Origin of the sequence: Parapedobacter sp. GCM10030251 (genome assembly GCF_042666505.1) — a bacterium.
Classification (GTDB): domain Bacteria; phylum Bacteroidota; class Bacteroidia; order Sphingobacteriales; family Sphingobacteriaceae; genus Parapedobacter.
Map to the genome: position 1 here is coordinate 258049 of NZ_JBHTDN010000005.1, position 24603 is coordinate 282651.

Annotated in this window: 12 protein-coding genes; 4 read left to right on the forward strand and 8 right to left on the reverse strand. The window is 50.6% G+C overall.

Translation table 11 applies throughout. The features are described from left to right. Positions 1-7: 7 nt before the first annotated feature. The 8 genes from ACFQRK_RS16065 to ACFQRK_RS16100 form a co-directional block, all read right to left on the reverse strand. On the reverse strand, positions 8-1477 hold the full coding sequence (locus ACFQRK_RS16065; protein WP_379008540.1) for a CotH kinase family protein: 1470 nt from the start codon (positions 1475-1477) through the stop codon (positions 8-10). Between the two features lie 126 nt (positions 1478-1603). Further along, entirely contained in the window at positions 1604-2992 is a 1389-nt protein-coding gene (locus ACFQRK_RS16070) for a discoidin domain-containing protein (RefSeq protein WP_379008542.1), read from the reverse strand. Between the two features lie 138 nt (positions 2993-3130). Next, positions 3131-5353 (reverse strand): RagB/SusD family nutrient uptake outer membrane protein, encoded by a 2223-nt coding sequence (locus ACFQRK_RS16075; protein WP_379008544.1) that lies wholly within the window; start codon positions 5351-5353, stop codon positions 3131-3133. Between the two features lie 12 nt (positions 5354-5365). After that, complete coding sequence (locus tag ACFQRK_RS16080; RefSeq protein WP_379008546.1) at positions 5366-8476, reverse strand: SusC/RagA family TonB-linked outer membrane protein; 3111 nt, start codon at positions 8474-8476, stop codon at positions 5366-5368. A 30-nt stretch (positions 8477-8506) separates the two neighbouring features. Further along, positions 8507-10402 (reverse strand): RagB/SusD family nutrient uptake outer membrane protein, encoded by a 1896-nt coding sequence (locus ACFQRK_RS16085; RefSeq protein WP_379008547.1) that lies wholly within the window; start codon positions 10400-10402, stop codon positions 8507-8509. A 30-nt stretch (positions 10403-10432) separates the two neighbouring features. Continuing rightward, the gene (locus tag ACFQRK_RS16090) at positions 10433-13621 is read right to left on the reverse strand and encodes a SusC/RagA family TonB-linked outer membrane protein (RefSeq protein ID WP_379008549.1); all 3189 of its coding nucleotides are present in this window, start codon (positions 13619-13621) and stop codon (positions 10433-10435) included. Positions 13622-14437: 816 nt separating this feature from the next. Next, positions 14438-15607, reverse strand: a complete 1170-nt coding sequence (locus ACFQRK_RS16095) for an FG-GAP and VCBS repeat-containing protein (protein WP_379008551.1) — start codon at positions 15605-15607, stop codon at positions 14438-14440. A gap of 65 nt (positions 15608-15672) precedes the next feature. Beyond that, positions 15673-17316: a glycoside hydrolase family 32 protein gene (locus ACFQRK_RS16100; RefSeq protein WP_379008553.1), complete on the reverse strand. Its 1644-nt coding sequence runs from the start codon at positions 17314-17316 to the stop codon at positions 15673-15675. Between the two features lie 198 nt (positions 17317-17514). On the opposite strand from ACFQRK_RS16100, the gene ACFQRK_RS16105 reads away from it, so the two are divergent. The 4 genes from ACFQRK_RS16105 to ACFQRK_RS16120 all read left to right on the forward strand — a co-directional run bounded on the left by ACFQRK_RS16105 (position 17515) and on the right by ACFQRK_RS16120 (position 24591). Next, on the forward strand, positions 17515-18300 hold the full coding sequence (locus ACFQRK_RS16105; protein ID WP_379008554.1) for a prolyl oligopeptidase family serine peptidase: 786 nt from the start codon (positions 17515-17517) through the stop codon (positions 18298-18300). 69 nt (positions 18301-18369) lie between these two features. Further along, positions 18370-19605, forward strand: coding sequence for an ABC transporter permease (locus ACFQRK_RS16110; protein WP_379008556.1), 1236 nt, complete (start codon positions 18370-18372; stop codon positions 19603-19605). 181 nt (positions 19606-19786) lie between these two features. Continuing rightward, positions 19787-21190: a right-handed parallel beta-helix repeat-containing protein gene (locus ACFQRK_RS16115; protein ID WP_379008558.1), complete on the forward strand. Its 1404-nt coding sequence runs from the start codon at positions 19787-19789 to the stop codon at positions 21188-21190. Positions 21191-21492: 302 nt separating this feature from the next. Next, positions 21493-24591 carry a HEAT repeat domain-containing protein gene (locus ACFQRK_RS16120; RefSeq protein ID WP_379008559.1) on the forward strand — a complete coding sequence of 1033 codons (3099 nt, stop codon included), beginning with the start codon at positions 21493-21495 and terminating at the stop codon, positions 24589-24591. The last annotated feature ends 12 nt before the right edge of the window (positions 24592-24603 follow it).

The following is a 24603-nucleotide window of genomic DNA, read 5'->3' on the forward strand; positions in this document are numbered from 1 at the left end:
AATCCGATCAATAGTTGGCTATTTCGCCAGCCAACCAGTTCATGTGATCGATGAAAAACTGGCGGTCGCACGCTACCTCTTTCTCGTACGATCCCATCGGAATTCCTCCGGCACTCACGCGCGTATTCATGATATCCCATCGCTTGAAATTCAATTCCTGTGATTTTGCGATGAGGTGGGTCGTTTCTTCGATGTGCTGAAGGATGTCGTCGGTTACCGCGATGCTGTTCCATAACGCTTTCACTTTGGCTCGAAATTGAGGATCCTGCAGGATACGGTCGTAATAAAACGCGTTTGATTGCCAGACGTAATAGTCTGCAGGTCTCGGTCTTGCCCCATCGTACCACCCGATTCCGATAGACCACTCAAAATCCCAAACAGGTCCCATGGAAAGTTTCGAGCCATTCATATCTGGTTTAACCAGGTAGACATTTGTATCCATGTTGGCGAGAATATTCTGGAAGATAAACCACCGGGTGAAGCTCAATTCATCGATGTAGCGCCGATATCCGTTCACCGGATCGGTAAATGTTTCCGAGGCAAGCACGGACTCGAACTCGTCCATGTAATTTTTAATGTAGTGCCATTGATCTTCGGTCAGGTCGTCTTCCGGGTCAGGATTCTTAAACGAGTAACCGTACCCCCGTAATGCCGAAACAAAGTACTTCGGTTCCTGATCATAATATCCATCGCGCTCGAAAATAAAGCCTTCCTTCGGGATATCGATACGATTACTTCCCTGTTCAATCGCTTCGGTGAGCTGGTAATTTCCAAGGTATTCGCCATTGAGCACCACTTCCACAAATCGATCGTCAGGTGTCCATGGGAAGTGCATCAACCGGCTCAGCTGAAAGGCAATGCTTGTACGAAGCAGCGTCTTGTCGCAGTAGTTGGCGAGCAGGACCCAGTCCTTTGCCTCTTCCATTCCCAGAATAGAGGCCTTTTTATCCAGTTTCAGTTTATAGGGTTTCTTTGGATAGGTCCATGTCGCATTACCCCTTCCCTTTATTCGCAGGGAGTTCTCTGAAATTATTTTCCCTTCTTTTTTGATAGTCAGGTTGGCGTTGACATACGCATCTTTCGAATCGACCGATTTTTCATTTTCTGTCTCGATGTAAAGAACGGGAAGTCCGGTTTCGATCAGTTCATCGCTGAACGTGATCTGAAACGTCACCTCGCGTTCGCGCGCCCGGACGGTGACATCCGATGTTCCTTTTTTGAATACATTCCCGGTCCACTCCGTTTTGAAATGGGGGGTCGGCTTCCGTGTACTGTCGGTGTAGACTTCGGATAGCTCCAAACCGCTGAAATCCGGAGTCTCCCCGAGTTTGAAAACCGTTTTATCGGGTAGTTTTGCGAGTTCGGTATCCGTAAATATTTTAGGTGCTAACTTCTCCTTTTCGCAGGAAACATACAGGAATGCCAACACCCAAAGTATTATCTGTGAGAGGGGTATGTTAGGTTGTATTTTTTTCATAACCGTCAAAAAATCCACGCCCAGATACGCCGGTTATCGGCCGCTTAGCATGATGGGAAAATGATTTAATCAAACGGGATCTATAGGGAAGGGTTTGACCTCTACAAACCCTTCCTCTGTCAATGATTAATACGTTGTGATTTCGCCGAAGTACGTCCAAGCCCCACCTCCCCAGTTAGACGCGACTTCTACTTTCAGGTATCGGCCCGCTTGCGGGTTTGTCGTCTTGTAATCCAGTTCTTTCGAGTAGTCATTCGACATTTCCGCGAGGTCGAGGATCGGGGTCCAGTTCGTGTTATCTTCACTGACGGAAAAGATCACGTGCTTGGGTTCCATCCCATGGTCATCCTGTCGGTTCCATATCAGGAATCCCTTGATGGCCGGCCTCATCTTTTTCATATCGACGACAAACCATTGCGGCATTCCGTTTTTACTGCCATCGAAAGGTTCGCTGTGCCAGGTCGTGCTTTTGTCGCCGTCAAAAATTTTACTGACGGCCCAATCCGCATTCCATTGTGATTTATAGTCGATCACTTCCCAGGTACTCTTTTCCCAGTCATACTCGCCGGTTGGTTTCGCTCCGGCCCAAGTGGATACGTCGGCCACATATGTATACGGCGCTTCTGCCCAATTCGACAGTACGTTTACCCGAAAGTATTTGGCGACGACCTTTTGGGGCAATTCCAACACCTGCAGGGTGCGTGAAGCCGGTAATTCCGGCACATCAAGCACTTCCGTCCAGTTGGTACCGTCCATACTGGTTTCGAATTTTACGTGCTTCGGAAGCGCCTGTTGATCGGGATCCTGCCGGTTAATCCATGAGAATCCTTCGATGAGCTTGTATCCGTTCATGTTAATCGCGAACCATTGGGGCATTCCGGTTAATGCGCTATGCCAATAGGAACTCCGGTTTCCGTCGTACACGCTTTCCACCTTGAACTCTTCCTGCCATACGGACGACGAGCCATGGACCGTCCATAAGTTTTCGAGTGGAAGCAGTTCCACATCCCCTTTAATGACGAGGTAGACGGTTTTAAACGCTTCGTTGACCGGAATTTTTTCTCCCGTAGCGGATTGAATGGTCACTGGAAGGAGATAATCGTGTGCAAAGTCCACTAATGATGGCTGAACGGTTACCGTTGCGACATCGGATACCCGGTTACCATCTGGAATAGCAATCGAATTTTTGTCGAGCGACCAAGATCCATCGGGTAGCGGCAAATAACTGGTATTGTTCTCTGTATTATAACGATCTATCAACGTGTTGTCTACCACAAGATTCACGGTGATTTCACCCTGGTTGTAATTGGTCGTGCCACCGTAAGAGACCGACAGCGGATAGGTAAACGGATCATCGAGGCTGATGGTCTGTTCGATTGGGCTGTCTGCGGCTCCCGACAAGGATAGGAACATGAACTTTTCCAGCTCGATTGATTCCGCGTAAGGTTCACTACAGGAATTAAGTATGAGGATCCCGCACAGTAGGCTGAACACTAATTTTACAATACGTTTCATCTGTTTATTTTTTATTTTCCAGTTGTCAGTACTACGAACCTTTGATGATTAAATAGGAGCGCTTCTTAAAGTAAGCGCGAGCGTGAATACCATTATTTTAATCATGTCGGGTTCGTACACTCATTTCCTTTGATGCGATTAATTCCAACCCGGATTTTGCCAGTTGGTACCGGTGTGGCTTTGCATTTTATCGATTTCTCCCTGCGGGATGGGGTAGAGATAGAGCTTTTCCTTAAACGATTCGCGCTCGAATCCGATCCGTTCGTAGGTAAAGGAATCACCGCCCGCGCTCGTAATTCGCATTCCCGAGACGTAACGCTCCACATTCTCCATAATTTTCCAGCGGCGTACATCAAAATAACGATGGCCCTCATATGCAAGTTCAACCCGGCGTTCGTTGCGGTAGCGTTTCTCGAATTCTTCTTTCGATAGCCCAGCGGGTAAGTCGGGCATATCCACCCTCCGTCGGATGGCGTTGACCGCGTCACGTGCGCTCATGGACATTCCGTTGCCAATGTCGATGACGGCATCCGGGTTACCGGTCGACTGATAAGCGGCTTCCGCGAAGTTAAGGTACATTTCGGCCAGACGGAACATGCGGATTTCCCCGTCGGCGTCATTGTCACGTCCCGATTTCCAGTTGTTGTACTTTCTCAGGTAGTAACCGGTATGGGTAGCCCGCCGATCGGTAGAAGAGATGGCGTCTTTCCCACCTACATAGCTTTGAACGGGGTCGGCGGGAGTCGTTTCGACCCGTACGTTAATTTCCATATCTTTCACGTAAACGATACTTCCTGCATCCGCGCCGACGTCGAACCGCAAAGAGTGGTCGGCAGCGCCCCATTTCCACCAGCTCTCGCTTCTGTAGGAGGTAAGGTCCAATTCGAAGTCTATCCATTCGTCCGATTGGTGAAGGACCACATTTTCCGGGGTTGACTGTCCTCCGGCGGCGCCGGGAGACTGAAAAAAGAACTGGGCATTGGTGATCTCTTTGTTGCTTTTGTACTTGAATTTAAGCAATATCGAGCCCGAAGCAGCGTCAATGTCGGTACCCAGGGTAGTGGTGGGTGCATACGGATCGCCGCCGAGGGTTTCGATGCGAAAACCACCGTCTTCTTCCGTGACGGAGATATTGTTTCCGGAGGTGGTCATTTCCAGCGGATAGTGGTCATCCCGCGCGGGTCCGCCCGCAGCGCCCAAATCCCGTATTGCTCCATTGAAATAAACGGTTGCGTAGAAACGGGGATCCCTTCCCGCATAGGGGTTTTCCGGATCATAGCCCGATGCCGTGTTGATGATAGGTTGCAGATGCTGGGGGTCGGAATAACCGGTGATGGGGGGCAGTCCGGTAGCCTGCATTTCATAGCAATCGACCAGCTCCTGTGTCGGGCTGGCTCCTGCCGAACTTTGCCCGGGCGTGGAAGGCATACCGTGATTTCCCCAGATATTCACTTTCGGTCCACCGTAAATGGTTTCCTTATCGCGGGCGCGTTGCTCGTCGTGTTGCGTAATGAAATAGAGTTCATAGGTGTTTTGCGCAACCCCCTCGCCAGGAACCTCGGTCCAGAGTTGATAGCCATTTGCCAAAAGATTCGACAGTGCATTGCCGGTAATTTCAGCGGCATTATTCCAAGAATAGGTGCCATCGGCAAACAGCGGGCTGGCGGCGTAAAGTATGGCTTCGGAACGGATGGCCTGCACCACGGCCCGGTTCATAATCCAGTTTTCTCCGACACGCACCGTCCAAGAGAAACCTAGCGACGATTCCGGTGCGCTCATCGCGGCATCACAGTCCGCCAGTATTTGCGAAACAATGGTTGAAACCGGTGAGCGGCCATCTAGGCTGAAATCGTGGTCAATCTCGTACGATTCGGTAAGCAACGGAACCGCACCATAACGTTTGATCAACTGCAGGTAATAAAGCGCCCGGAGCGTATGCGCCTGCGCTTTCCAGGAAGAAATCTCGTCCTCGAGCGAGGCCAGCTCTTCGGCCGAAACACCTTCGATCCTTTTCAGAAAGATATTGCACTTGCGGATGGATTGGTAGATGGCACTCCATGGCTGACCGTCCACGTTGCCGTAATTGGCCGCAGAAAACGCATCCGCATACCATAAGGACGGGAGGGATCCCTGGAAAACCCTTTCTGAACTTTGTGCTTCGTCGGTAAGTGCCGAACGGTTGATATCGGGAAAGATCCGTGAATTGTAGCAGGAATTCAGGTATCCCCTTACTCCGTTTTTGGTTTTGAATAGTTCGTCGAGCGAGGAACGCCCGTCATATTCGAGTTCCAGCAAATTATTGCAGGAAGGAGTAAAACATGCCACGAATGCAATTATCAAGAAGATACTGTATCTTTTCATGATCATCAAATTTTAGAATTTAATACTTAATCCCACGTTGTACAAACGATATACGGGAATCCCTTCGATACCCCCATCGTAGTGTCCCTCCGGCCCATAAATGTCATGATCCAGTTTATCCCAAGTCAGCAGGTTTTGCCCGCTGAGGTAAAGTCTTATACCGTTGTATGCCTTAAAGGTATATCCCAATTCCAGGTTTTTTAACCGGAGATAGGACTTGTCTTCGAGAAAGAAGTTGCTGGCTTCATGGTTGGAATTCTTCTTAGCGGACAATGCAGGATACGTGATGTCCTCGCCATTGGCAAAGCGTTCGGCCGTCCAGGCGGTTTTATGCCATTCGGAATACATGCCTTCAAAGTTGTATTCTACCCGGCTATTGGACATGTCGATTGTCCAATAATCGGCTATTCCCTGGAAAAGAAAATTCAGATCAAAGTTTTTGTATTTAAATCCGCCGTGGAAAGCGTAGAAGAAGTTAGGTAAGGCTCCGTGTCCCATGGGTACTTTGTCTTTGTCATTGATCTTACCGTCGGCGTTGAGGTCATAGTATTTCAGGTAACCCGGCCTGGGGGTACCGATTTCATAGATCAGGCCGCTGTTGTCAATCTCCTCCTGGCTATTGAAATATCCATTGCCGTTATGGTCATCGACCCGGTAGCCCCATTGCTGCCCGATTGGATATCCTTCTTGACGGAGGCGGTAGGCGAAGTCTTCAGCCCGCTCGCTTTCGTCCCAGAAAATGACTCGATTTTTGTTGTAAGCGAACCATCCGCCAAAGGACAGCGTCAGGTTACGATTGATATCTCTCGTGAAATCGAGCGTCATCTCATACCCTTTGTTTTCAAAGACCCCAATGTTTGTCCTAGGATAGTTTTCCAGATTAACGCCCTGATATTCCGGTGTTCTTGATGTGGCGCTGGTGACCCCGTTTTCCGTCCGTTCGTTATACACATCGACCGATACCGTCAAATTGTTCAGCAGGGAGAGATCGATGCCCAGGTTCTTTTTGGTAATGATTTCGGGATCGAGCAGGGGATTGGCAACCTGGCCTTCGTTCACGTTATGGCCGCCCAGGAATCCAAGCCCGCCACCGGTTAACGTTACGTTGTCCAGGTATACGTACCTGCCTATTCCCCGGTCGTTGCCTGCTTTGCCCCACGAACCGCGGAATTTCAAGTAGGTTAGGATGGGGTTTTCTTTTAAAAACGACTCGTTGGAAGCCACCCACCCAGCGGAGATTGCAGGAAAGGCGGTGAAGCGGTTTTGGCTGGAGTATTGTTCCGAACCTGAATAGCCCAGGTCCAATTTGACCAAATACCGGTCGTCAAACCCATAAGTCACACCTACGCCGGAGTTTACCCGCTTGTAAGGCAATCCGCCGCCGGCTTTATTGAGGTGTTGGTAAAAACCGTAGGCCAGCGCGCTTACGTCGTGTATATTGTTGAACCGCCGGTGATAATTCAAGACACCTTTATAGTTCAGGTTGTAATAGAACTGGGTGCTGCTTCGGTACTGCAAAGGGGTATTGACCTGTGTCCGTATCTTTTCAAATTCCAACTCCGAATAATCTTTGGTACGCACCCATTCTTCATAGGTACGGTTTACGAACAGACCTTTGACCGCGTTGGTCTGGTAGCCATAGTTACCGCTCAGGCTCAATCCCGGCGTCACGAAGCTCAGGTCGAGTTTGGGCGCAAACTGTGCGTAAATATTGGTGACGGTGTACTGATCGTAACCGAGCCGGTTGATGACGGCCCATGAAGTAATCGGTTCGGTTTCCGTAACGACCACCTCTCCGCCTGTGACCTCACCGGTTTCGGGATCCTGTACCAACGGGGTGGTCGGCCCGTAATTATAGGGCGGTAAGGTGAAAAACCGATACCATATGCGCTTCGCAAACCCGTCCCAGCTGCCCCCATAGGTCAATTCCACCGCGTGCCCCCCCGGCGTTCTTTCCCGCTTGACATTTCCACTGAGATTCACCCCGATCGAGAAGTATTTCGTTAAGTTGACATCCACGTTTGAGCGGATGTTCGCCCATACAAAACTGTTGTTGGGGTTATAATCGGTGGTTGTCGGGTCTACCTTCCACATGCCATCCTGATGCAATACATTCACGTTGGTGTAGAAAACGGCATGGTCCCCGCCGCCGGTAAGATTCAGGTTCACCCGGTTCATATGCGTGATGTCTCTGGCATTCATTGCCCGCCAGTTATTGTTGGGAAAGTATGCCCGGTCTTCATCGGCGACGAATCCATCTTCAGCAACTTTGCTGAAATAGGAATACATCCCGTTGCCGTCGTTAAAACCTGCCTGATTACGCAGCCGCACGAAATCGGCCGAACTGATATGTGGTGGGGTTGTCGTCCTTTGTTCAAACGTATGGTTAATCTCAGCGTCTATTTTCAGGGGCTGTTTTACACCCCGCTTGGTTGTGATGACAATCACACCATTCGCGCCATGAATCCCGTACAATGCCTGGGCGGATGCATCTTTTAATACGCTGATGGATTCAACCTCGTTGGCAGTGATGTATTCGAAAAGCTCATTGGCATTGTAATCATACGGGAAGCCATCGATGACCACCATCGCTGTCCCGCCGTTTGGAGAAGAATAACCTCTCACCCACAGTTCCGTGTTGGTTCGTGCCGGTTCCGAATAGGTCTCACGGGTGAACACTCCCGGTAGGCGTCCGGCAAGTGACATGGAGAGGTTACCGACCGGAGAACGACGTAACTCGTCACTCGTCACCATAGCTGTTGAAGCGGTGACCTCTTTCTTCCGTTGGGTATAATTACCGAAGTGCAAATTTTCATCCAGGTCATACGTTTCGGCACGTTTCAGGGTCACATTCAGTACCCCTTCGGTAACCTCATGGGTTTGCGACAGGTATCCGTTCAGTGTGAAGGCGACGTATTTGCTCCCGTCGTCTATTCGCACTTCATAATTACCGTTCTTGTCGGTCGCGGCAACGTTTTTGCCGTTTTCTGAGGCAACGGTTACCCCTTGCAGTATGGCGCCATATTCGTCTTGGACCGTCCCGGTGACCTGTGCTTGAAGGAGTCCCACCCACAAAAGCATCGAAACGATCGGAAATACAGCTTTATATGTTGAATTATTCATAAATGAATCTCGTTTGAATTAACAATCAAATTACCACCCCGGGTTTTGCCAGTTCTCCCCGGTCAGACCTAACATGATGTTCACATCATCCAGGGGTATGGGAAACCACAAAAACTTCTGCGAGTAGCTCAAGCGCTCGCGTGACACCGGCCCCCGGGCATACGTGTACGTTCCGTCTGCCTTGCGGGTAATACGTGCTGCGGTAATCCACCGATCGGTTTTCTCCAGATTTTCCTCGGGTTTATGCCAGCGACGGACATCAAAGTAACGATGTGCTTCGAATGCCAGTTCCACCCGGCGCTCATTACGGATGCGAAGCAGGAGCTCATCTTTGGAAAGCCCCTGCGGCAGGTCGCGCATGCTTACGCGCCGGCGAATGGCGTTGACTGCCTCATAGGCTTCGTTCAGGTGGCCGGCTTCCGCCGCTGCTTCCGCAAGATTCAGATAAATCTCGCCTAGTCTCATTACTTTCGGATAGGCCATGCCAACGTTCACGACTTCCTGTCCGGTATTTGGATGGAGGAATTTCCGCAGGAAATAGCCGGTGCGCGTAGCTTTCCGAGTGGTTGGGTGCTTGCCTGTCTGGGGTTCGCCTTCCCAGGTCGCAATCACCCGCGTGCGATAGCCCCTACCTGCGGGATAATTTTCGGCGCTTTCCATAGTTTCGTCGAAAGGCCAGTAGCACTTGCGTTTTGAGCCGTTGTAGTAGATGGACGCATAAAATCGGGGATCGCGGTTTTCGTACGGGTTTTGCTCATCATAGAGCGTATTGTTAGGATTAAAGTTGGGTTGTAAATGGGTAACTTCATCCTGGTATGGTTTCGCAAGGTTCAGAATCGGTTGCCCATCGATGGTTTCAAAACAATCTACGATTTCCTGCGACGGACAGCTGCCGGCCTTGTATCCCCCTTGGGCTCCTACGCCTTCTGTGCCGAAACCGTCTTGGCCTGCATTGGTTTGATAAATCGTTTCCTTGTCGGTCGGATTGCTTTCGTAAGCCATGCTGTTGCAGAAATACTCATTGAAAAGCTTCGCGGCATCGTTGGGCAGAAACACGTCCGGGTTGTCGCTCCAAGACGGGAAATTGACCTTGTTGTATAATTCGTATCCATTGGCTTTCAGATTTTCAAGAACTTGTTTATTAATCTGATAAGCCTCTTCCCAATAGTCGTTTCCTTCGTTGTACAACGGACTTGCTGCATAGAGCGACATTCTCGACTTAATCCCTTCTGCGACGGCTTTGGTAAGTCGGAACGCCTCGGCACCGGAAGTGATGCGCCAGGGCAATTCCGGAGTCGACAGCGCGGCATTGCAGTCTTCGATGATAAATTGCACCACATCGTAATAGGAGCTGCGAACGGTTTGGGAAAAATCATCTTCGTAACCGTGGGCTTCCCTGACGATCGGGAGGGGGCATCCGAAAAACTTGAGCAGTACCATGTAATAATAGGCCCGCAACAAATGTGCTTCGGCCTTCCATCGCGCGCGGTTGGTCTCGCTCTTTACCTTGGCCCCGTCGATATTGCCCAGGAATACCGAGCACTTACGGATACCTTCCCACATACGTATCCAATACTTGCCATTGCCGGCGTTGTCCCATTCCTCATTAAAGTGTGAGGCGGCCGAGACATTTCCGCTATACAGCTTTCCGGAGGTAATCCAGGGTTCGGCTTCGGCATCCGTATCCCAAGACTCGTCGCTCCAGTCTACCGGTCCGCGCATATGAAAAAAATAGGCTTTCCCTTCACCGGGAATGTATGCGTAACAGGAATTCAAATAGGCGGCGGTTTTTTCATCGTCTTGAAAAACCTCCTCGAGGGCAATTTTCCCGTCGGGCGCCTGGTCTAACACTTTGGAGCATCCACTGAGTAATATAAACGCAACCGATGCCAGTGTTTTCGTGATTTTAATGATATGATTAGTCATGGCAATTTCTTTATTACAGTATTCGTATGGTCAGAATTTGATGTTGGCGCCAAAGCTAAAGATCGAAGTCTGTGGGTAGCCGATCGAGTCGTCGTTCTCAGGATCGAGGTGGGTCGGCCTGAATTTGGGTGACCAGGTATACACATTCTGTCCGTTCATAAAAACCCGCATATTGGAGATTCCCAGTAACCGGAGTGAATTGGCCGGGAGCGTATAACCGACTTCAAAGTTTTTCAGTCGGATGAGATCGCGGTCAAAGACAAAGAACGAGTTTGGCCGGTGGTTCACTCCTTCTTCCGAGTGAAGCGCCGGATAGGTAATCTCTTCGCCATTTCTCCAACGCTCTTCGGTCCAGGCGTTTTTGTGGTAAGGGAAAAACGTCCCGTCGAGTGTCGTTTCATACGTGCCTTGCGAGGCAAATCCGGAATTGAACTTGCTCAACCCCTGGAAGAAGATATAGGCATCGAATGATTTCCATTCGGCTGAGAATGAAAAGCCATAGCTGTACCGCGGAATGTTTCCGACGCCGATGGGCGCCTGGTCTTTGTCGTCAATCACATTATCCCCGTTCAGGTCTTTGTAGACAAAATCGCCGGGGCGAGGGGTTCCGAATGCGTAGGTAACACGGTCTGCCGCCGCCAGCGTTTCTTCGTTCCAGTAGCCACCGTCCTGGTCCCAATCGATGAGATAGCCCCAGCTCTGACCGAGCGGGTAACCTGTTCCGCGGTATTTGTAGGCATAGGTATCGTCACGTGGTACCTCGTCCACGTTGATGCGTCTGTTCCGGTTATACGAAAGCTGTCCCCGAAAGTGGAGAAACAGGTAGTCGCTGACGCGCTTGTTGTAGCCCAATTCAATTTCATAGCCCTGATTCAACACTTCGCCCATGTTTACTTTCGGAATGTTAGTGACTGGCACGCCTTGCCATATCGGGATACTTTTTCGTTGAAGGAGAATTTGCGAGCGGTTCTCCCGGAAGATGTCGATTTGGCCGGTAATGTCCTTGATAATGGAAAAATCTATCCCCAAGTTATATTTATTGGCGATTTCCCAGGTAAGCATCCGATTTCCCAACAATCCTTCGTTGACCCGTCTGCCTGCGGCGAGACTGCCGGAGAATCCTCCTCCGCCAACCGTAATGTCATCCAAATAGAGAAAACGGAGTCTGTCCATTTGGTCGTTGCCGACCTTTCCGTAGGAAGTCCTGATCTTCAGTAGGGTAAGGTAGGGATTGTCTTTCAGGAACGGTTCTTCGCTGACTACCCAGCCGATCGATCCCGACGGGAAGAAGCCGAACCGTTTTTCGGGGGAGAACTGTTCCGATCCGTTATAACCGAAGTTGACTTCAGCAAGGTATCGCGTATCGTAATCATATGTGGCGCGTCCCGCAACACCGAATACATTGAACGGAATGTCGGCTCCACCCGAATCCCAGTAATCCCGTTCGGCACGGAGCATACCCGCTACGTTATGTTTTCCAAACGTTCGGTTGTACAGGAGTTGCCCCTGCATGTTGACGTTGTATCTTGATTCCTGTCCATAACTTAACCAAAAGTTATCTTGTTTCAACTGGAACACGGAGAAGGTAAGTTCATCCGTCTCGGGGTTGATAAAGGCTTGGTATTCGGTCTGATTCCTGTTTCCCCGCACTATATTGCTTCCCATGGCGTCGTACGAAATCATCCCTTTTAAGGCAAGCCCTTTCGTAATTCCGTCCAAATTGAAGTCGAGTCCAAAGGAGGAATTCAGGTTGGAGCGGGTCTGCAGGTCGTAACCGTACCAGTTCATGATCGTGAACGGCGAACGGTCGGCATAGTGTCCACTGGTCAGGTAAGTGGGGTCTAGCGGAAGATTGGGCGGAACGCCATAGCCTGGAATGGTTACGGGTCCGGGCGTCATCGGTAAAATGGTTTGCGCCTGATACATCATATCCCGTACCAGCCAGTTCCGGTCGCCATTGTACATAATGGCAGAATTTGGCATGTTTACTTTCTCAATGTAGGTGCCTAAATTCAGGAACGCCTTGAGCCATTTGTTCACCGTATAATCTACATTGGACCGGAATGAATAACGATCCAGCTTAAACGAGGGGTCATATTTCAGGATGTCCTCCGATAGGGTATGCATGTTTCCGCCCTGGCGCAGGTAGCCGACATTCAGGAAATAGGTGATTTTATCGGTCCCTCCGCTCATGTTAGTATTTAAGGTTGTCTGCGGCGACCATTTTTTTGTCAGCATCCGGTACCAGTCATTACTGGGATACATCCATTTCCTTTTGGCGGCCTGTTCCTCGTAATCGGGTGCGGATGGATCCAATCCGGCAAGCGGATTTTCGAACTTGGCGATAATGGCGGGCGTAAAGGGAGCTTCAAATCCGTCATTTTCCAACGCGGTGTTACGCAGTTTCATGTACTCAACCGACCCCGGCATTTCCGGTTCACGGGTGAGTTTCGAATAACTTTGGGTAACATTCACGGAAAGTTCAGGTTTGCCGACTTTCCCCCGCTTCGTGGTGATGATCAGGACGCCGTTTGCGCCGCGCACCCCGAAGATCGCGGTCGCGGATGCGTCTTTCAGTACGGATACCGATTCTACCTCGTTGATATCCAAGGTGCGGATGTTGTCCCGAGGCACACCATCGATGAGGATCAGCGGGTTGGTCCCGTTGATCGTTGCCGCGCCCCGAAGGTACATGGTCGCATCGTCGCGCCCGGGCTGGCCACCCACGCGTTGCATGGAGGTGAGGCCGGCAACACGGCCGGCGAGCGCATTGGCAAGGCTGGCCGACGACGATACCCGTAGCTCGTCGGGACTGACGGAAGAAATGGCACCGGTGACCGTCACCTTTTTCTGCACCCCATAGGCAACGACCACGACTTCGTCCAACCCGACGTTATCGGGCATTAGCTGGACATTCAGGGGCGACGTGTTACGCACGGGCAGCTCCTTGTCAATGTAGCCAACTAGGCGAAATACGAGGGTATCCCCAATGTGTGCGCCCGTCAACAAAAATGTACCCTCCAGATCGGTGGATACGGCAGCAGATCGGTGTTTGATGTTGACCGTTACGCCACCCAATGGCCCTTGCTCATCGCTCACTTTCCCACGAATGCTCACTTCTTGTTGTGCGGCCGATATCGCCGGAAATGAAACGATGAAAAAGGCAGCAAAAACAGCAAACAGCCATGGTTTTGCTTTACGCTGTAAATGTCTAAGCATAATTACATGATTTTAAAGTTAGTTTGATAATACTGTTACTCGTGATGTGTTAAGTCTTAAAAATTTATCGTTTATAAACGTTGTAGTTGTCCGTTGACTTTTCGATTTAATTGACCTGCCGCCTTTACAAAGCAGTCCGGGATTCCGTAGACTGTTCAGTTGAGCATCGGGAAAATCTTCACACGGAGCGATCAACGTACCCGTTGGATCGCGGGGATCAATCGCCCACGGAAAAATCGAAATGTCAAAGAACCGTTCTACTAAGCGTTCCTTATAGTTAAAGCTCAGTCTAAAAAGTACGGCTAAAAATATCCCGACTCGTTCTCGGGGTAATATGATTCGATACGACTTAGATTTATAATTGGTGTCCCTTAATACATCAAACCGTAGTACCCAACGCGCACAATACGAGCCTACAATTTCCCGGAAGCCTACCTATTAAGGGGCTCCCAACTTACTTACACGGTCTTCCTAGTGATATTTAATTTAAATTTATAACAGAACAAACGTAACCATTACATTGAGTGACAGCAACCCGGCCTATGCCGTCCTGTCCCGCTCTATCCTGCTTGCCGGTTAAAAACACCCGGACCGGATGCGTATACCCCTATTTCTATTCTGATTCGATGAGGTTTCTCTGCGGGGCATCGCGTAAACCGGTCGCTCGCAGGTCCAACCGTTGGGCAGGTCGTGGGTTTTGATACGTTACCGATGGACCAATGGGTCGGCTTTATTGGCAGGCCCTAGCGGCTCTATGTGAATACGGTCGGTTTTTCGGCTAGCTTGATCCCCGGGGGCATCTTATCCGAGATTGCCTCATTCGCCTGTACGGTTCCAATAAATTTTCAGGTTGTGTGTAGCGCGGCCGGAAGCGACGATATCCAGCTTGCCGTCCGCATTTAAGTCGGCTACAGCAAGGTCTTCGCACGCCATATCGCCGATGTCAATGGCCCGTACGCTCCAGGCTTCCCACAGCGAATTGAAGGGAATATAAAGTTTGATACCAATTAAACCGGCCTTATTCTGCTTCCGCCATCCGGCGATGATTTGATCCCTCCCCTGGCCAATGAAATCGGCTACTGCTAGCCCATGTCCTTCCTGGAGGTCTTCATCGAGCACGATCCGTTCGGCCTGGTTTAGTTTGCGCGCACCGGTTCGGGGAACATAAGCCGTCAGCACATTGCCGTGCAGCGGTTCGATGCCGGCTAGGATCGGAACGTGTTCCTCCGCTTTTCCCAAACGGAGCTCTCCCAATCCGTGATCTTTTCCCAAGTGCTTTAGACCGCTTTGTGAGCGCCATTTTCCCTTCGTGTAGGCAAATGCTTTTACGCCCTCTTTTCCGCCAATGTAAATGGATTCTCTTCCATCTTCGTTGTGTACATCGAGATTGTGCGTGAGGTGCATGGATTCATCGATGACCCAGTGTTTCCAGGGCTGCGTGGGCGTTTCGGGCATTTCATACGCAATTACTTTTGCTCCTTTCCCTTTTCCGTCTTTGTTATCCCGGCCATGGAGAGGTAACACAATTAGGTGAAATAAGCCCACGTCAGCCTTGGCCCAGCGCATCCGGTGCACCGTAGGTTCATGGTGCAACGCAACGGGAGTCCACCGCTGGGTGGGATCATCGGGGCGGATGAGGTAATGGACGGAGCCGGACTGTGCAGTATCTGACGTTTCTCCGGGATTCCATTGGGCACCCACGGCCACCTCTACTTTACCATCGCCATCAATGTCTCGCGCCGCTATGCAGACATTGTCATGCTCGGTTAGATTTTCGACCATGACAAACTTTTGCCAATCGCCATTTCGATACCAGACAAACGCTTTTTTATCGGCTAGCAGGATGTCAGGCTTTCCATCGCCGTCGACATCGCCAATGGCTATTCCATAGCCTATGGAAACCTGATCGTCCAACAATTGCTGTTCGAAAGAAGGGTCTTGCGGGGGAGAAAGCAGTAAAGCGAGTTCTATGAGAAACGTTTTCATCCAGTTTAAAATTTTTTATTCAACAACCTTAGTTTCCGCTTGTTTGCGGCAGTTGCGGTAATAGGTTATTTCCAGATGGATTGTACATAAGACACTTCGAGGTTGGTAACCTGAATCGAGTTTCCCCAAAAATGGAAACCCTCCTTGTTGTCACTTTCGGGCTTTCTTTCCATGGAATACGCATAGGCCCCGTCGTCTATGAAAACCTCGATACTGGTTTGGTCAATATAAATGTCGGCCGACAGCTCCATGCTGGTCATGTCCTCCGGCGAATAGAACACGCCGTTCAGGGTGTTGGGGTTCAGATCATAATCTACGATTCGCTGCCCGAACAAGTTCAATCCGGCATTGGTAGCGTGTGACAGTTTGAGGGTGGTTCGGATTCGTAAGCGATCGGCATTTTCAAATCCATTCAGCAATTCGTTTGCCCTGTCTGAAGTCAGATTTTTCCACTGGTTAACGGGGGTACACAGCTGTTCGATTTCTTTCACGGGCCTATTGAACAACCGGGGGCCATCCTTGGTGGTTCGCAGGGTCAGTTCGGTGGGAAGCAGCATCATCCCGTTAAAGGGCATTCCCGGATGGCTTATTCGTCCCCAGCCGATCTGGACACGCCGATTATCCGGCATATCGGTAAAGGTCTGTGCCGCATAGATGGAGCCGGTAACATAGCGATGTTTACCGGATTCGGGTTTGAATGCATTCCCATCAAACGATCCGATCATATATGTCCCTGATGCACCGTACATAACCCACTTGGTACGTTGTGGGTCGCCGTCTATCGGAAGCTCAAAGAGTTCAGGACATTCCCAGAATCCCGTTACATGGCTTTGGTAGTTCCAATCTTTGAGGTTGGCAGACGTGTAGATGGAGTGTCCGTCGCGTTCGTTGAGTACCATCACCCAATGGTTTCCCGGTTTATACCAGAAGACTTTCGGATCGCGCGTGTCCGGACTGTTCCACTTTTGTTTCGAGTCGATCACGGGATTGCCGTTATATTTGGTGAACGTCCGTCCATTATCGAGGCTGTATGCGATGCATTGTACTTGTTTTTCAGGGCCTGCTGCGGTGTAGGCTACAATCATCGCGGCGCTGTCGCCTTGGTTGTAACCTGCGGTATTGGCGTGATCAATGACCGCGGATCCCGAGAACATCGTGCCAAGCTCATCCGGAAACAACGCCACCGGTAATTCCCGCCAATGGACCAGGTCCGGGCTGACGGCGTGCCCCCAGTGCATATTCTCCCATTCCTTTTCATAGGGGTTATGCTGGTAGAAGAGGTGGTATTCTCCGTTGTGATAAACCAATCCGTTGGGATCATTTATCCAGCCGCGCCGGGTGGTGAAATGGAACCGCGGCCGATTTTTTTCTTTATAGAGGCTGTCGTGCCCGGCGATTACATCGTCTTGGTAAATTTTACGGAGCCCCGCGCTGTCACCTTCGTATGAGATTTTGATCGTTTTGCCGATCAGATCTGAAACGTCCTTAAACACCCAGTAGTCGGCCTCTCCTGACGCCAGACGGACGACCACGGATACATCAGGTTTTCCAGCTACCTGGAAGGTCATTTTTGCGCGATCCTGTTTGTGCGACACTGGAAAGTTGAGGTAATTTTTAGCGATTTTTATTTCGATATTGTCAGCAAATAGCGAAAAACTTATTAAAAGGAGGGTAGCCAGAGTGAATGCGGTAATGGGTGGTAATTTCATCTTGTTTTAATTTATTCACCTTGTTGTTTTGGGATTACGAACGCCTGTCCAGTGCGCTTCCGGGTTTTTTTGGTTAGTACCTTCATACGAAGGTACTTGTTTAAGCGGGTATTCGCAACGTAAACAGACTAGTTTTTTGGCAAAAAGGAATAAAATAGTACTTTTGATGAGATAAGATAAGTTGACCTACTTTTACATATGAAACAAACCACGCTGATTTTTTTCGGTTGCCTATTGCTATCTATGATCACCCAAGCGCAGGATTTTTCGAGCTTTCAGTCCAAACAACTTATTTACAAGGGCGACACGCTGCCTTATCGGATATTATATCCGGAACATTACGATCCGGAGGGGCAGTATCCGGTGCTATTTTTCCTCCATGGAGCAGGTGAGCGGGGGAACGACAATGAGAAGCAGCTCGTCCATGGAGCCAGTTTGTTTGTTTCGGACAGCGTACGCAAGGCATTTCCGGCGATCGTGGTATTTCCACAATGTCCGACCGATTCGTACTGGAGCAACGTAGATATCCGGTCGCAGGACGACGGAAGGCGGGAGTTCTATTTTCGCACCGCCGGGAGACCAACCAAGGGCATGGCATTGTTTCTGCGTTTAGTTAATGATGTGCTAGAAAATGAAGCGGTAGACGAGCAGAGGGTTTACGTAGGCGGCTTATCAATGGGCGGTATGGGCACCTATGAAGCTCTACGGCGTAAACGTAACGTATTTGCCGGCGCATTCGCCATATGTGGCGGAGATCACACATCCAATGTTAAAAAATATGCGCATGTGCCGCTTTGGATATTTCACGGCGAGAAAGACGATGTGGTGCCCTCGACGCATTCGCATGCCTTGGTTGCCGAGTTAAATCGGCTGGGAGCCCGTCCAAAATACACGTTTTATCCGGAAGCCAATCACAATAGTTGGGACGCCGCTTTTGCCGAGCCTAACCTGCTTTCGTGGCTCTTCGGCAAGACGAAGAAATAAGCCAGCCGTTGTAACAATGGGCAATGAGTAGGGTCTAATTAGCGATAGTTACGTCAGATGTCGGTACAAATGTCCAATACGGAAAATGTGAAGTTATCGCTGCAGTCAATCAGCAGCAATAAATTGCGCACCTTTCTCACGGCATTGATTATTGCGATCGGCATTACGGCATTGGTCGGGATTCTTACCTCGATTGATGCCATCAAAAGCTCGCTGACCGATTCCTTTTCCGCCATGGGCTCCAATTCTTTCAATATCCGGAATAGGGGATTAAATGTGCGAATCGGGGGCGGAGGAACACGGCCTAAGGAATTTCCGCCGATCACGTATTACCAAGCCATGGATTTTAAAGACCAGTTCGACTATCCGGCCGTGGTATCGTTAAGTACCTATGCATCTACGGGGGCCGTTGCTAAATATAAAAGTGCGGAGACCAATCCCAATATTAACATCCTGGGAGCCGATGAGAATTACCTGGAAACCGCGGGATATAAGCTGTCTTTAGGGCGTAATTTCTCGCAACGGGAAATCGAATATGGGAGTAGCGTCGTTATTGTAGGCTCGGAAATTGTTGAGCGTTTATTCAAAGGGAATGAGGATCCGATCGACGCATTCATCACCATTGGGAATGCGCGCTACACCATCATCGGGGTTTTGGAAGATAAGGGGTCGAGTGCCGGTTTTGGCGGCGACAAAGCGTGTATTGTTCCTCTGCTGAAAGCTCGGGCGGTGATGGCGTTCGGGCAACCTTCTTATACCATCACCGTTATGGTAGGGAATCCGCAGCATATGGATTCGGCTATCGGCGAGGCAACTGCCTTGTTCCGTAATGTGCGTGGCGTTCGGGTTGGTCAGGAAACCAATTTTGAAATTACCAAGAGTGATGCGGTGGCACAGATACTATTTGATAGTTTGATGTATGTACGATGGGGAGCGATTGTCATCGCTTTGATTACACTTATTGGTGCATCCATCGGTCTGATGAACATTATGCTGGTGTCCGTAACCGAGCGCACCCGCGAGATCGGCATACGCAAGGCCATTGGCGCGACGCCGCGCGTTATCCGGAGGCAGTTTCTCACGGAGGCCGTGGTGATTTGCCTCATGGGCGGATTTGCCGGTATCTTTCTGGGTATATTAATCGGTAATATCCTAGCGATAATTATGGGTGCAAGTTTCATTATCCCTTGGCACTGGATGGTGTTGGGAGTAGCCGTGTGCGTGGGTGTGGGCATGCTTTCTGGTTACTATCCGGCCTCAAAGGCTTCTCGGCTGGATCCGGTGGAGGCGTTGCGCTACGAATAAGCGCCCCGATTCGTTTTCCCTTCAAAATTTCATTTGCTTGATAAATATACTAAATTTACCAAGATAACCAGTAATACTAAATTTGAAACGACCAAGCGACCCTTTTAACGAACGAGCGTTGCTGGAAAGGATCCGCAAAGCTATTTTTTTAGTTCGCCTCCTATTTATTCTGCTAGTTTCCATGACACTTCCCCTAGTGGGACTGGCCACAGACGTCAAGGATTTCGGCGCAAAAGGCGATGGGCAGACAGACGATACGGAGGCGATCCGCAGGGCTGTCCTCCACGCAGCGGACGGCTTGCTGGAATTCCCCAAAGGAACCTACCGGATCACCGAAACCTTAGCAATTGATCTGGCCCGCATCGGGCCGCTGGGAATTTCAGGAAAAGGGGGCAGTGCCCGAATCGTGATGGCAGGTGTGGGACCCGCACTGCGGATAGTCGGCTCGCATGATAAAGGCTCGGCACTACCGGCTTCCGTAAAGCCAATTACCTGGGAAAAAGAACGAATGCCGTCAGTGACGGCGCTTGAAATTGTTGGCGCACATGCAGAGGCCGATGGAATCGCGCTTGTAAATACGTTCATGCCGATTTTGAGCGGGGTATTGATTCGTGATGTCAGATACGGAATTCATCTTTTGTCGCGAAATCGGAATGTGCTCATTGATGCCTGCCACATTTATCATGCCCGGGGTATCGGGATTTACCTGGATGATGTGAATATCCACCAACTAATTGTCAGCGACAGCCACATCAGTTATTGTCAACAAGGAGGGATTAAAGTTCGCGGTGGAGAAATCCGCAACTTCCAGATCACGGGCAATGACATCGAGTATAATTGCAGTCCTGACGGAGAAGTTTCCGCGGATATCTGGATCGACTGTTCACAGGGGGGCAGTGTACGCGAAGGGACCATTGTCGGTAACACGATTCAGGCGATCCCCAGTCCCGACGGAGCCAACATACGCTTTACCGGTGTGCCCGGCAACGCAGATAAGATTGGCTTATGGAGCATATCCGACAACCACATCGGTAACCAGGCGGTGAACATCCACTTGGACCACTGCCGGGGGGTAACCGTAACCGGTAATACCTTTATGCGCGCCTATGACCGCCATGTAAAGATAGCCGATAGTAAAAACATACTGATCAATTCCAACCTTTTTGATCATAACGCGGATTATTATACTTCAGAGGTAGATGCCCCCGGGGGTATCAGTGTCGATCGGGCAAACCATGTTACATTGAACGATAACCTCATCGAAGGAGCAGGTTACGGTAAGGTGACCGACGGGGGTGCAATCGTCATTGCAAATAGCCAAGTGGTAACCGTCAGAGGCTCTCACATCCACAATGCGCGGCACACCGGCGTGCGCATTGTGGAGAGCACATATGTTCAAGTGACCGATTGCACGATTGATGAAGCGCCAAACCGATCCGATATGGCTGCAGCGATCTTCTTGCAAGGCAATTGTGCGCACACGGTGATTCGGCATAACCAAGTTGTGAAAGGGAAGGACGGAGCCATTGTTGACCACGCCCGGGGGGCTGTTATCGAACACAATCAAGTCATCAGTGGCGGTTAGCTGCGTGGGTCGTTGCATCGGGCAATAACGGAAAAATGGGATCAGTATTCTGGAGAAAAATAGTAGTCTTATCGGGAGAATGCGGCTATATTGAGCGGCCGGTTCTTGTACAGTCGTTGCTTCGACCGGTTTTTTACCCGGAAGCGTTCTGAATGCTAACCCTGAATATGAAATGTTGGTTTAATCTATGCAGGACGTTCAAGTGCGGGGAGTGGCGGTCCTTATCGCATCCCGAGCGTTCAGGGTTGAGGCGACTTGTGTATGACGAGACGGAAGAGAATCCATGAATAACTAACAGGCGAATGAGCGGGAACTCAAGATTTACAACCTGGAAATGGGAAATTTCTTTCGTACTGATAGCCACGCTATCTTTTCTGACGGGCTGCCGGGGTGATAAGCAACCGGATGCGAAAAGTATTAGCGAAATGGCCGCAAATGAAGACGTAGCACGATATTTGGAAACGTTTAAGGGATTGGGCGCGCTGACGGATTCCTCTCAGGCCACTCCTCCGGACAAAGCGCTGGAAAATTTCCATGTCCCGGAAGACCTTGCCCTAGATCTCGTATTGTCGGAGCCGCAGATCACCCAGCCTGTTGAGTTAAGCTTTGACCACCGGGGCCGTCTTTGGGTCGTACAATACCATCAGTATCCGTATCCAAACGGCGTTAAAATCGTGAGTGTTGATAATTATCTACGGGTACAATTTGACAGACTGCCGGCGGCTCCGCCCCAAGGTGTTCAGGGGGCGGATAAAATCACCTTCTTTGAAGACACCGATGGCGATGGGGTCTTCGACCGGTCTACCGACGCAATCACCGGACTGAATATTGCGACCAGTGTAATTACCGGTAGGGAGCGGATCTGGGTACTTAATCCGCCCTACTTGCTGGCATACCCCGATAAAAATGGCGACGGCATTCCGGACGCCACACCGGAAGTTAAATTGCAGGGATTTGGCCTGGAGGATACACACGCCGTGGCAAATAGCCTGCGCTGGGGGCCGGACGGCTGGCTATATGGTGCACAGGGAAGCACAACAACTGCTAATGTCAGTTCATCCGTATCAAAGAATATCGCCTTCCAGGGGCAAGTGATCTGGCGTTATCATCCGGACACGGAGGTTTTCGAAGTGTTTGCAGAAGGCGGAGGCAATACATTTAATATTGAGTTCGACAGCAAGGGGCGCATTTTTTCGGGTAATAATGCCTACGATCGGGGGCCCAATTTCAAGCAAGGTGGCTTTTATCCGCGCAGTCTCGGCAAACACGGGCCGTATATGAACCCCTATACGTTCGGCAATCTTCCCAACATGGCTCTTCAGGGGGATAAATCCCGTTTTACGCATTCGTTGATCCGTTACGAAGGAGGGGAGCTGCCCACTCGCTATGAGGGTAAATTTATTGCGGTCAACCCGCTGCTCAACTACGTACAGCTCACCCGTATCGAACCGGATGGATCCTCGCTGAAGAATATTGATGAAAGACGAATTGTCGAAACCGGAGACCATTGGTTTCGACCGGTTAATATCGTTGCTGGTCCCGACGGCGCCGTATACATGGCAGATTGGTATGACAGCCGCCTGTCACACGTCGATCCGCGCGACACGTGGGACAAAGGGTCGGGAAGGATCTATCGGCTTCGGGCCAAAACAGATAGTGGCAAACACCATGCTTCTTTTGACCTGAGCAAGAACAACGTCGACCAGCTTATTGAGTTGCTACGAAGTCCTAACAAATGGTTCCGCCAACAAGCCCTGCTGCAGTTTGCCGATCGTCAGGATCCGCGGGCCGTGCCGCGGTTGTTGCCGTTGCTGCAGCAGGAGACGGACGGTCAGACCGCTTTGGAAGCCCTTTGGGCGATTAACCTGTGTGGCGGCCTTGATGAAAAAACCGCGCTTGGTGCACTACGCCATAAAGACCCCTATGTCAGGCTTTGGACTATCCGGTTATTGGGAGATGCCAGCAATGTTAATCCAACGGTCTCTGCGAAACTCGTTAACCTTTCTGCTGCTGAACCGCACGCCGAGGTACGGAGCCAGCTGGCTGCTACGGCCAAACGTCTGCCTGCTCGGGATGCGATGCCCATCATCAAAAACCTATTGACGCATTACGACGATAGCAAAGACCCGGATATACCCCTGCAGATTTGGTGGGCCATCGAATCGAAGGCCGAAACAGACCGCGAACTGGTCTTAGCGTTGTTTAACGACCCGGCTGTGTGGAAACAAACGACTACCCAAGAGTTCATCTTATCCCGGTTGTCGCAACGTTATGCGATGGCTGGAGGTGCAGCGAACTATGCGGCGATCGTCCGGCAGATGGAGCTTTCGCCGAGTAAGGCACTTACCCGGCTCGTGGTACGCGGCCTCAAGGAAGGCCTGCGCGGCAGTGACGTTGTCGGCCTTTCGCCTGAACTGGCACAAGCGCTGAAACCTTATCAAGCTGAATTTTTTGGCGGCCCCCTGGCGTTGGCCCTTAGGCAAGGGGATCCACAGGCGGTCAAACAGGCGCTCGCTGTCATTGCCGACGAGCAAGCGAATGCCGATCACCGGCTTACCTATGTCCAGATTTTGGGAGAAACCGATCAGCCTTCTTCCATTCCGGTACTGCTTGCCCTGGTGGAGAACGGGCAGGTAAGCAATGCGCTGAAACAAGCGGCTATCGTTGCGCTACGGCGGTACGACCAGCCCGACATCGGCATGCGGGTGTTGAAAGCCTACCCGGGTTTCCGTGCGGATGCCGGCTTGCGGGCCGCCGCCATCGATATGGCTTCCTCGCGGGCGGTATGGACACGTGAATTATTTCGGTTGATCGAGCAAGATAAACGGATCAGCGCCGCGGATATACTTGATCAACAAGCGCGCCGTTTCCAGCTACTGAACGATCCGGAGATTACGGCGACCTCCAACCGGCTTTGGCCCAATGTGAAGCCTTTGGATACCGAAGAAAAACAAGCGCGCATGAGTCGCTATGCACATTTGATCAAGTCTGGCAAAGGGGATGAAGCGAAAGGCCGCATGCTGTTTGCGATACACTGCGGTATCTGTCACCGGTTATTTGAAGAAGGTGGAATCACCGCCCCTGATCTCACCGGCTACGAGCGCAGTAACCTGAATACCTTCCTGCTGAACGTTGTGGATCCCAATGCCGAAATCCGCGAGGGCTATACCCTTCAGCAGATAACGACCCGCGACGGCCGCATGCTGGAAGGGCGGATTGTCGCGCAAGAGGGCGATGTTACCACGCTTCAGCCGCTTTCCGGCAGGCAAATCAGCATTTCCGCCAAGCAGATTAAAGCGATGAAAACCTTGCCGCTATCGGTTATGCCCGAGCGGGTATTAGACCCGTTAAACGACCAGGAGGTACGTGATTTGTTTGCCTATATTATGAAAAAGAAATAGGCGCTAGCCAAA